This window comes from Pseudomonas sp. 18.1.10 (genome assembly GCF_024655625.1).
Taxonomy (GTDB): domain Bacteria; phylum Pseudomonadota; class Gammaproteobacteria; order Pseudomonadales; family Pseudomonadaceae; genus Aquipseudomonas.
This window is the reverse complement of record NZ_JANLGL010000188.1, coordinates 1-10,452: the sequence shown is the minus strand read 5'-3', so window position 1 is coordinate 10,452 and position 10,452 is coordinate 1. Positions and strand designations below refer to the sequence as shown.

4 protein-coding genes are annotated in these 10,452 nt (G+C 61.5%); 2 read left to right on the top strand and 2 right to left on the bottom strand.

Translation table 11 applies throughout. From position 1 onward, the window contains the following. On the top strand, positions 1–5,056 hold a 5,056-nt coding region (locus tag NUV89_RS23550; RefSeq protein WP_257783210.1), incomplete at its 5' end, for a non-ribosomal peptide synthetase. Between the two features lie 114 nt (positions 5,057–5,170). Here the strand turns inward: NUV89_RS23550 and NUV89_RS23545 are convergent. Continuing rightward, complete coding sequence (locus tag NUV89_RS23545) at positions 5,171–7,588, bottom strand: TonB-dependent siderophore receptor (protein ID WP_257783209.1); 2,418 nt, start codon at positions 7,586–7,588, stop codon at positions 5,171–5,173. Positions 7,589–7,697: 109 nt separating this feature from the next. Further along, entirely contained in the window at positions 7,698–9,350 is a 1,653-nt protein-coding gene (locus NUV89_RS23540) for a cyclic peptide export ABC transporter (protein WP_257783208.1), read from the bottom strand. A 199-nt stretch (positions 9,351–9,549) separates the two neighbouring features. Here NUV89_RS23540 and NUV89_RS23535 point away from each other — a divergent pair, with 199 nt between their 5' ends. Continuing rightward, entirely contained in the window at positions 9,550–10,374 is an 825-nt protein-coding gene (locus NUV89_RS23535) for a N(5)-hydroxyornithine transformylase PvdF (protein WP_257783207.1), read from the top strand. Positions 10,375–10,452: the final 78 nt, after the last annotated feature.

Here is a 10,452-nt window from a genome sequence, read left to right as displayed (position 1 = left end):
CGAAATCATTGCGCAAGGCATCACCCTGGCCGACTTGCCGACGGCCTACTGGAACCTGTTCCTGCTCGACTGCCTGGCCGCTGGCCCGCGTTCCTACGGGGCGTTGCGCCAGATCCACATCGGCGGCGAAGCCATGCCATTGGACGGCCCGGCGCAGTGGTTGAAAGCCGGGCTGGGCCATGTGCGTTTGCTTAACACCTATGGCCCGACCGAGGCCACCGTGGTGTCGAGCGTGCTGGATTGCACGGCCGGTGATGCCGTGATCGGCGCCACCGCCAGCCCGATTGGGCGGTCGTTGCCGGGACGGGCGTTGTACGTGCTGGACCGCGACCTCAACCTGGCGCCACTGGGCGCGGTGGGCGAGTTGTATATCGGCAGCCAATGCGGCTTGGCACGGGCGTATCTGCACCGGCCGTTGCTGACGGCCGAGCGTTTTGTGCCGGACCCGTTCGGTGACACCGGCGAACGCCTGTATCGCACCGGCGACCTGGCGCGCTACCGCGCCGACGGCGTGATCGAGTATGTCGGCCGGGTCGACCACCAGGTGAAAATCCGCGGTTTTCGCATCGAACTGGGGGAAATCGAAGCCTTGTTGCTGGCCCAGGACGGCGTGCGCGAAACCCTGGTGTTGGCCGTCGACAACCAGCTCGTCGCCTACCTGGTCGCTGCACAACATGACGCCGAAGCGCTCAAGGCGAACCTGCGTGAGCAACTGCCGGACTATATGGTGCCCGCGCACCTGATCTTCCTCGAGCGCATGCCGCTGAACCCCAACGGCAAGCTCGACCGCCAGGCGCTGCCCAAGCCGGATGCCAGCCTGTCGCAACAGGCGTGGGTGGCGCCGGTCACCGAGCTGGAGCAACAGGTGGCCGCCGTGTGGGCGCAGGTCCTCGGCGCGGAGCGGGTAGGCCTGGGCGACCACTTCTTTGAAATGGGCGGCCACTCGCTGCTGGCGATGCAAGTGGTGTCGCGTTTGCGGCAGGTGCTGGGGCGTGAAGTGCCGCTGAAGCTGGTATTCGAGCAGCCGCGTCTCGATGGCTTTGCCTCGGCCTTGCACGCACTTGAAGCAGGCGAGGTGGCGCCGGCGCTGGTGGCGGTCGGTCGCGGGCAAGCGTTGCCGCTGTCTTATGCGCAGGAGCGCCAGTGGTTTCTCTGGCAATTGGACCCGCACAGCGCCGCCTACCACGTACCGAGTGCCCTGCGCTTGAAAGGACCACTCGATCATGTGGCGTTGCAACGCAGCTTCGATGCGCTTGTCATGCGTCATGAGAGTCTGCGTACCCACCTGCAGCAGGAGGGGGAGGGCGTCGCGCAGGTGATTGCGGCGACGGCCTGCGTCGAAATCGCCATTGTCGATGTCGCTGAGGCGACGCTGCGCGCGCAGGTTGAAGCGCATATTGCGCAGCCGTTCGACCTGACCCAGGGGCCGCTGATGCGGGTTGGTCTGCTGCGCGTTGCCGAAGACGACCATGTGCTGGTGCTGGTGCAGCACCACATCATCTCCGATGGCTGGTCGATGCAGGTGATGGTCGACGAACTGGTGCAGCTGTATGCCGCGTTCAGCCAGGGCCAGGCCGCGCAATTGCCGGACATGCCGATCCAGTACGCGGACTATGCCGTGTGGCAGCGCACCTGGATGGAAGCCGGCGAAAAGGCGCGCCAACTGGACTACTGGCGCGCATTGCTCGGCGGTGAGCAGCCGGTACTGGAACTGCCGCTGGATCATGCCCGTCCGCCCCAGCAAAGCCATCGCGGTGCGAGCCTGGACATCCCGGTGCCCTCGGTATTGGTCAATGCGCTACGGGCTCTGGCCCAGCGCGAGGAAGCCACGCTGTTCATGCTGCTGCTGGCGTCATTCCAGGCCTTATTGCATCGCTATAGCGGTCAGTCGGACATTCGCGTCGGCGTGCCTATTGCCAATCGCAATCGTGTGGAAACCGAGCAGTTGATCGGCTTTTTTGTCAACACTCAGGTCTTGAAGGCCGACATTGACGGGCAGCATACCGTTGCTCAGTTACTGGCCCAGGTAAAGCAACGCGCCCTGGATGCCCAGGCGCATCAGGACCTGCCGTTCGAACAATTGGTGGAAGCCTTGGCGCCGGAGCGCAACCTGAGCTTCAACCCGCTGTTCCAGGTGCTCTTCAACCATCAGACGCAGGCGCCTGTGCGCGACGAGCGTCTGCATCTGCCGGGCCTGAAGGTCAGTGGCCTGGAGTGGGAAAGCCAAACGGCCCAGTTTGATTTGAGCCTCAATGCCCATGAATCCAGCGAGGGGCTTGTCGCCTCGCTGACCTACGCGACGGATCTGTTCGAGCCCGCCACCGTGGCGCGTATGGCAAGTCATTGGCTGAATTTGTTAGCCGGGATGGCCGTAGATACGCAGCAGCGTATCGACCAGTTGCCGTTGCTGGCGCCGAGCGAGCTGCAAACGTCGGTACACCACTGGAACGCCACCGCTCGCGACTATTCGTTGGCGCACTGTGTGCACCACCGAATCGAGGCCCAGGTTGCGCTTACGCCAGATGCACCTGCGCTGGCGTTTGGTCAACAACAGTTGAGTTATGCCGAACTGAACCGCTGCGCCAATCGTCTGGCCCATCGTCTGATGGAGGCCGGTGTCGGCCCGGACGTGCTGGTGGGGCTGGCGGTGGAGCGCTCCATCGAAATGGTCGTCGGCCTGCTAGCGGTGCTCAAGGCCGGCGGCGCCTACGTGCCGCTGGACCCGGAATACCCGCGTGAACGCTTGGCCTACATGCTGCAAGACAGCGGGGTGAAGCTGCTGCTGACCCAAGCGCACTTGCTTGAGCACCTGCCGATTCCGCAGGGGCTGGACAGCCTGGTGCTGGGCGAGTCCTGGTTTGAAGGTTACGGCGAGCAAAACCCGGGTATCGTGCTGGACGGTGAAAACCTTGCCTACGTGATCTACACCTCCGGCTCCACCGGCCAGCCCAAAGGTGCGGGTAACCGGCATGCTGCGCTGACCAACCGGTTGTGCTGGATGCAAGAGGCCTACGCTCTGGACGCGGGCGACACCGTGTTGCAAAAGACCCCGTTCAGCTTCGACGTGTCTGTGTGGGAGTTCTTCTGGCCATTGATGACCGGCGCGCGCCTGGTAGTTGCGGCGCCTGGGGATCACCGCGATCCGGCCAAGCTGGTCAGCCTGATTAATCGGGAACAGGTCACCACATTGCACTTTGTACCGTCGATGCTCCAGGCGTTCCTTCAGGATTCCCTCGTGTCCACCTGCCAAAGCCTGCAACGTATCGTGTGCAGCGGCGAAGCACTGCCGGTGGATGCCCAGCAACAGGTGTTCGCCCAGCTGCCGCAAGCCGGACTCTACAACCTATATGGCCCGACCGAGGCCGCCATTGATGTGACCCATTGGACCTGCGTCGACGAAGACCAGAACACCGTACCTATCGGAGAGCCGATCGCTAACCTGCGCACGCTTGTGCTGGACGCCAATTTGTCGCCCGTGCCGGTCGGGGTGTCTGGTGAGTTGTACCTGGGCGGCGCGGGTCTGGCGCGCAGCTACCATCGCCGCCCTGGTCTCACAGCTGAGCGCTTTGTGCCTTGTCCGTTCCATGCGGGAGCGCGGCTGTACCGCACCGGTGATCGAGTGCGACAGCGAGCCGACGGTGTCATCGAGTATCTGGGGCGCCTCGATCATCAGGTCAAACTGCGCGGCCTGCGCATTGAACTGGGGGAAATCGAAGCGCGCTTGCTGGAGCTCGCGCAGGTGCGCGAAGCCAGTGTGCTGGTAGTGGATGGCCAGCATCTGGTGGGTTACTTGGTGCTGCAGCAAGCCGGCGACGGCTGGCGCGAACGCCTGGGCGCGCACCTGGGTAACCATCTGCCGGACTATATGATTCCCGCGCAATGGGTGGTTCTGGAGCGGATGCCGGTGAGCCCCAATGGCAAGCTGGACCGCAAGGCATTGCCCAAGCCTGACGCCGCCGATCGTGAGTACGTTGCCCCGCGCAGCCCGCTTGAACAGCAGGTTGCTAGCCTTTGGGCGCAGGTGCTGGACGTTGAGCGCGTAGGCTTGCACGACAACTTCTTTGAGCTGGGTGGTCATTCGTTATTGGTACTGATGCTCAAGGACCGGCTGAACAAGGCGTTGGGCGCCACATTGGCCGTCAGCCAATTGATGCTTCATCCCACCGTGGCCGGGCAGGTGCGTTGCCTGGAAGGTCAGGGCCCCGCCTCGTTGATCGTGCCGCTCAACAGTCATCTTGAAGGCACACCGTTGTACCTGTTCCATCCAAGCTTCGGCTCGGTACATTGCTACAAGGCGATTGCCCTGGCGTTGCGCGAGCAGCGCCCGGTAAAGGGCGTGATTTGCCGGGCCTTGGTGGAAGACGGGAGTGAGGTGCCAAGCTGGGCACAGATGGTTGAGGACTATACCCAGCAATTGCTGAGTGCTCAGCCCCACGGTGCTTTTTGCCTGGCAGGCTGGTCGCTGGGGGGTAACCTGGCGATGGAAGTGGCGTATCGCCTGGAACAGGCTGGCCGTCGCGTTGAATCGGTCGGCTGGATCGATGCCCCACCGCCGGCACGCTTTACCGCGTTCTGGCGTCAGGGCGCGTTGGTCGATGAGCGGGTGATCTCCGTGGTTGAGCGCCGTGCTGAGCTTTTGGCGGTGATGTTCCCGACGTTCGCCGAGCAGATCCAGAGCGTTGTGCACACCGCCGTCGGCAACGAAGATGAGCAGTGGCAGTATCTGTGCGAATGGGCGGAATCAACAGTGGGCGACCGCTTCCGTGCCCTCAAGGAAGAGTTGCAGGCGGGTGGTGAAACCGAGCGTTCCTGGTCGCTCAAGAAAGTCCTGGATGAGCGGCTGCAGGACACCGACTACCGTGCGATCAAAGCACCGGTCAGTTGCTGGTGGGCTGCGTTGAGTGAGGGGGGGATGCACCAGGCGCTGATCGAAGCCGGTATGCGTGAGGTGATTGGCCAAGGTGGTATCCAGCGCTCGGTGGTGATCGATACGACGCACCACCGGATTGTCGATGATGCCGACTTCATCCGCAGCTTTGTGGCTGCGCTGGCGTAGGCACCCACGCTAAACAGAAACGCCCCTGGCCATCATCGATGGTCAGGGGCGTTTTGCCATGAGCCTGAAAAAGCCCCTGGTCACAGGGTGGCCAGGGGCTTTTGAGGTTGTGGTTTAGAAGTCGTAGCGGGTAGTGACCATGAAGTTGCGTGGGTCGCCAGGGTAGGCCGAGTCATAGAAACCGATGTTGGTGTAGTAGTGCTTGTCGAACAGGTTGTTGACATTGAGCGTCGCGGACAGGTTCTCGGTCACTTGGTAGCGGGTCATCAGGTCCACCAGCCAGTAGGGCTCTTGGGTGAACTTTTCAGAACGCCCACCGCCAGGGTAGCCCCAGTTGTTGACAGTCTGCCAGCCTGCACTCTGCCAGCGCGCGCCGCCGCCGACGGTGAGTTTGTCGAGGCTGCCTTGCAGTTTGTAGGTGGTGTAGAAGCTGACTTGGTCTTCCGGCTCCCAGGTGGCGACTTTTTTGTTGTCATCATCGCGAGCGACCTTGTGGGTGTAGCCCGCTTGCAACTGCCAGCCCTGTGCAAGTTCGCCGGAGAGCTCTGCTTCGTAGCCCTTGGTCTTGGTCTTGGTGCCGACGTAGGAGTAGTCGACGCCTGCCTGCGAGTTCCATGCCGTGTCGGCGATCGGACGGTTTTCTTCGTGTACCTCAAAGTAGGCCAGGCTGGAGTTCAAGCGGCCACCAAAGAACTCTCCCTTGATGCCGAACTCGTAGTTCTTGCCTTCGTTGGGGTCCAGCATGGCGCGGGTACGGGTACGGTATTGGGTTTGCGGCTGGAAGATCTCGGTGTAGCTGGCATATGCCGTGAAGTTTTCATTCAGGTCATACGTCAGGCCGGCGTAGGGCACGACCTTGCCGCTTTCCTGGGTGTCGCTTGTGCCGGTGACCTGGTAGTTGGCAATTCGCGAGCCAAGCAACAGGTGCAGTTCGTCTGTCAGGCTGAAGCGCCCGGTGACATAGGTGCCGGTCTGTCGGGTGGTTTCGTCATTGACTTTGGTGGCGGTCCACAATGGCTCAATGGCCTGGCCGTTCCAGTTGTAGAAGTCGTAGGAGTTATCGAAATACGTGGTGGCGGTGTAGTCCTTGGCTTTCCACTTCGAGATCGACAGGGACTGGCCAATGACCAACTCATGTTCCCGACCGAACAGCTCGAACGGCCCCGAGGCGTAGACGTCGAGACTGTCACTGGTGGTATCGCCGACGTATTTGCGTGCATAGATGGAGCTGGCGGTGGCGGAATCCTGGGAGATGTAGCCCAGCGGTGCGTCGTAGCCGTTTACCTGATGGTTGTATTGGCCCTTGGTGACCCAGCCATTATCGAAGTTATGTTCGAGGGTGGCGAACAGGGTTCGACTGTACTGTTCCCACGAGCCCCATTTAGGACCGTTGTTGAAGGAGCGCGGCAGGTCCAGTTTGTTGCCGGAAGCATCAAAAATGGTCCGTGTGCCGGTCCAGCTGGAGCCTTTCGGATCGCTGTTCTGATAGTCGGCGCCCAACGTCAGCAACGTATCCGGGGTCAAGTCAACTTCAAGGATGCCGTACAGAACGCCAGTCTTGCGCGAGTAGTGGTCAAGGAACGAATGCTTGTCCTGATACGCTGCTACGGCGCGACCGCGCACGTTGCCGGTTTCGGTCAAGGGGCCGCTCACGTCAATCTGTGAGCGATAGTTATCCCATGAGCCGGCACCCAATTCGATGCTGCTCTTGAATTCGCTCGTAGGCTTTTTGCGAATCAGGTTGATCGTGCCGCCAGGGCCGCCAGCCCCGGTCAGCAGGCCGGTTGCGCCCTTCAGTATCTCGACGCGGTCGTAGATGGCCATATCCGTCAGGGTCTGTCCCGCGGAATACTGTGCGTCGCGCAGAGTGGGGATGCCGTCGTACTGGAAGTTGACGATAGAGAAACCGCGAGAATAGTAGTTGGTCCGTTCGGTGTCGTAAGTTGACACGGTGATGCCTGGGGTGTGACGCATGACATCGTCGATGGCGTTGAGGCCAAAGTCATCCATTGCCTGGCGGGTTACCACCGAAATCGACTGCGGTGTTTCCCGTGGACTCAGCACCAGGCGCGTGGCCGTAGCGATGGTGCCGGGGGTATACGAGCCGGTGCCTTCGGTGACGGTGCCCAGTTGGTTAGCGGTCACTTGCGTGGCGCCCAGTTCGAGTCCGGACGACGCAACAGCGCTGATGGCAATAGCGTTGCCCTGGAGCGAGTAATTGACACCGGTGCCCTTGAGCAGGTTGGCGATTGCCTGCCTTGGCTCCTGCTTGCCTTTGATTGCGTTGCTGTTCTTTCCCTCAACGTCGGTAGGGCTGTAGAGCACTTGCAGGTTGGTCTGTCGGCCGAACTCCTGCAGCGCCGATCCCAGTGGCTGCGCCGGCACGTCGATCTCAAGTTCCTGTGCCTGCACATAGCCAGCAATCGGCAGCGACACAGCCAGGGCCAGCGCGCTGGGCAACAGGTTGAAGTGCAGGGCCCGGCGCATGGATAGCGCTTTGCTCAGGGGGCTCAGACCGAGTCGTACTGACATGAATGCTTTCTCTTCTATGTTTTAGTGGGCAGATTATAGGTGTTTATTGAGTTAGATTCTCATTACCACTAGTGAGACGTTCCTACTTGGAGAAACCGGAAAACTTTTTTCACGCCGGCTCCATTTCGTGCACCACCTCTCCCGCGCGCAGGCGTACCAACTGGTCGGCGATGTCGAAATAGCGGTCGTCGTGGCTGATGACGATGATGGTCTTGCCCAGGCGCTTGAGGTCCGGCAGCAGCTCGGTGTAGAAAATCTTGCGGAAGGCCGGGTCTTGGTCGGCGGCCCATTCGTCGAACACCAGCACCGGGCGTTCTTCGAGCCAGGCGTTGACCAGGGCCAGGCGCTTGCGCTGGCCGGTGGACAGGTCGGTGGTACTGAACACGCCGTCCTTGACGCTGACCTTGTGTGCAATCTCCAGGCGCTCCAGGTACTTGGTCGCACTGTCCAGCGACTGCGTGGCGCTGCCCTGCACCAGGTCATCGAACAGGTAGTAGTCGGCAAACACCGTGGTGAACAACTGGCGATAGTCATCGCGTACCGGGTCGGTCACGGTTTCGCCATTGAGGCGGATTTCCCCGGCCTGGGGTTGATACAAGCCCAGCAGCAGTTTGATAAGGGTGGTCTTGCCGCAGCCGTTTTCGCCGACGATAAACACGATATCGCCCTGCTTGATGCTCAGGTTGATCGGCCCCAGGTGGAACGGCTCACTGCCTTCCACCGGCGGCGGGCTGTAGCGCACGCCGCGCAGTTCCAGGCTGTGCACCTGCGGGTGTGGGGCTTCGCTGGCGTCCATCAGCAAGTGCGGTTCCGGCGAGGAGAACCTGTCGGCCAACTCGGTGATGCGCGCAAAGGCGATGCGCGCCTTGCCAATGATCGGCAGGTAACCCACTACGTGTTCCAGCGGACCTTTCATGTACAGCAGCACCAGCACGAAACCGGTAATCACCGCCGGGTCGGGGTTGGGGCTATAGGCTTGCAGGGCGAGGGCCAGGCCGATGACCACGAAGAACAGCATCGAACCAAAGGTCTTGGCGACGATATAGATGTTCACCGAACGCACCTGGATGTCGCTGATCCGGTCGGCGGTTTCCTGGATGCGGTGGGTGTTCATGCGGTAGCGCCGTGGCCGATGGATACGCAGTTCCTTGGCGCCCGAGGCGATTGCCGAGTAGTAGCGTTGCAGCTCGTCTTCGAGGTCGCGGGCTTCGTCAAAGCCACGAATACCCTTGGCCCCGGCGATGAACTGCACGCTGCAACCAATGGCGATGGCGACAATCATCAGCAGGAACATCGTTACCGACAGATACGCCAGGTAACCCAGGCAACCGAGGGTTACGGTAGTGGCGATGGCCAGCGGGGTGAAGGCGAAGGAGAAGTCGCTGATGGTGTCGACGTCGTGGGTCAGCACCGGGATCAGGCGGTGGGAGCGATAGCGCTCGATCTGTTCAATGGGCGCCGACAGCACCTTTTCCCCCAGCTCCTTGCGCAACGCCGCGATGATGCGCTGGCCGACATAGTTGGTGCCGATGTCGGACACGATCGAACTGGTCAGGGCCAGCACGCAGAGGGCGGCAAACGTCAGCACCACGCCTTGGGTCATGCCGGTGGCGGAGTGCAGGGCGTTGTTGATGGTGGCCAGCAAAAAGGTGATGGCCAGGCCGCCCGCCATGCCGAGGACGACGGAGACCGTCACCAGGGTACGAAAGGGTCTGAGCAATGCGAGCAGACCGTTGAAGGCGCCGCGCTTGGGGTCGGTCATAAATACTTCCCGGAGAGTGAATAGAGGGGCTGGGCACACAGACCCTTACCCATGACAAACGAAGCATCGCGGCGAGTATTTAGCGCGGCATGCCCGGCGGTGGCCGGCGTGGATAAATTGGCGGCGGGCTGGTTCGTTCTTGTGATGTAGGCGCACGCGTACCGACGCGGCGCGCAGTCCATCCAGCGAGAGCGAAACAATGACGAAAAAGAATCTGGTGTACGTGTGGTCCCTGAGAAACGCCGCCGCCGACAAGGCCGGGCAGCCGGTGGCCTACAAGGACCACGAGCGTTACATGAAGTCGGTGCTGGAATTCCTCGCGGGTTCGCTGAACGACACGCCGCTGGGCGAGGCCTACAACCTGGTCGGCGTGGTGTACGACGATGACGAGCAGAACCCACGGGACCAGCAACTGGTCAAGGATTACGGGTTTGCCTACCAACCTGGCCGCCAATGGCTGTACCCGGCGGACCTGCGGGTGCAGGGCAACCTGGTCAACGACCTGCTGCTGAGCGTGCCGTCCACCTATCGCCGCTTGCCACGGGGCAGCGCGGAACATATCGCAGGCAAGCAGGACTTCGAGCGCCGCCTGCATGACACGCTGGTGGAATTGAAGGCTGACATCGTGGTGCTGGATGGCCTGCTGGTGATCCTGGATGAACTGGTGCGGCCGGGTGCGCCGTTTGCGCGGCGCATCATGAACATTCACCCCGGTATTACCCGCATCGAATCGCCCTACGAGCGTCGCGGCGCCTATGCCACGTGGAATGCGCTGTACGGCGCGCGCGGGCTGACGGTGACGGATTGGGCGACCAAGGCCACCACGCCGTCGGAGCCGCTGTACCTCACGGGTGCGTCGTTTCATTACGTGGATAACGGCATTGATTCGGGGGAGGTGTTTCACGACGTGTTGAAGACGGAAATTTCGCCTGAGGACACGATTCTTGAGTTGCGTTGGAACAACTTCAACAACAGCCTGTTCCCGGCGCTGCATGAAGGGCTGGCGCTGTTGGCCAAAGTCTAAAGCGCACACCGTTCAAAATGTGGGAGCGGGCTTGCTCGCGAAAGCGGTGGATCAGTCACTATTTCCGGTGACTGGCAC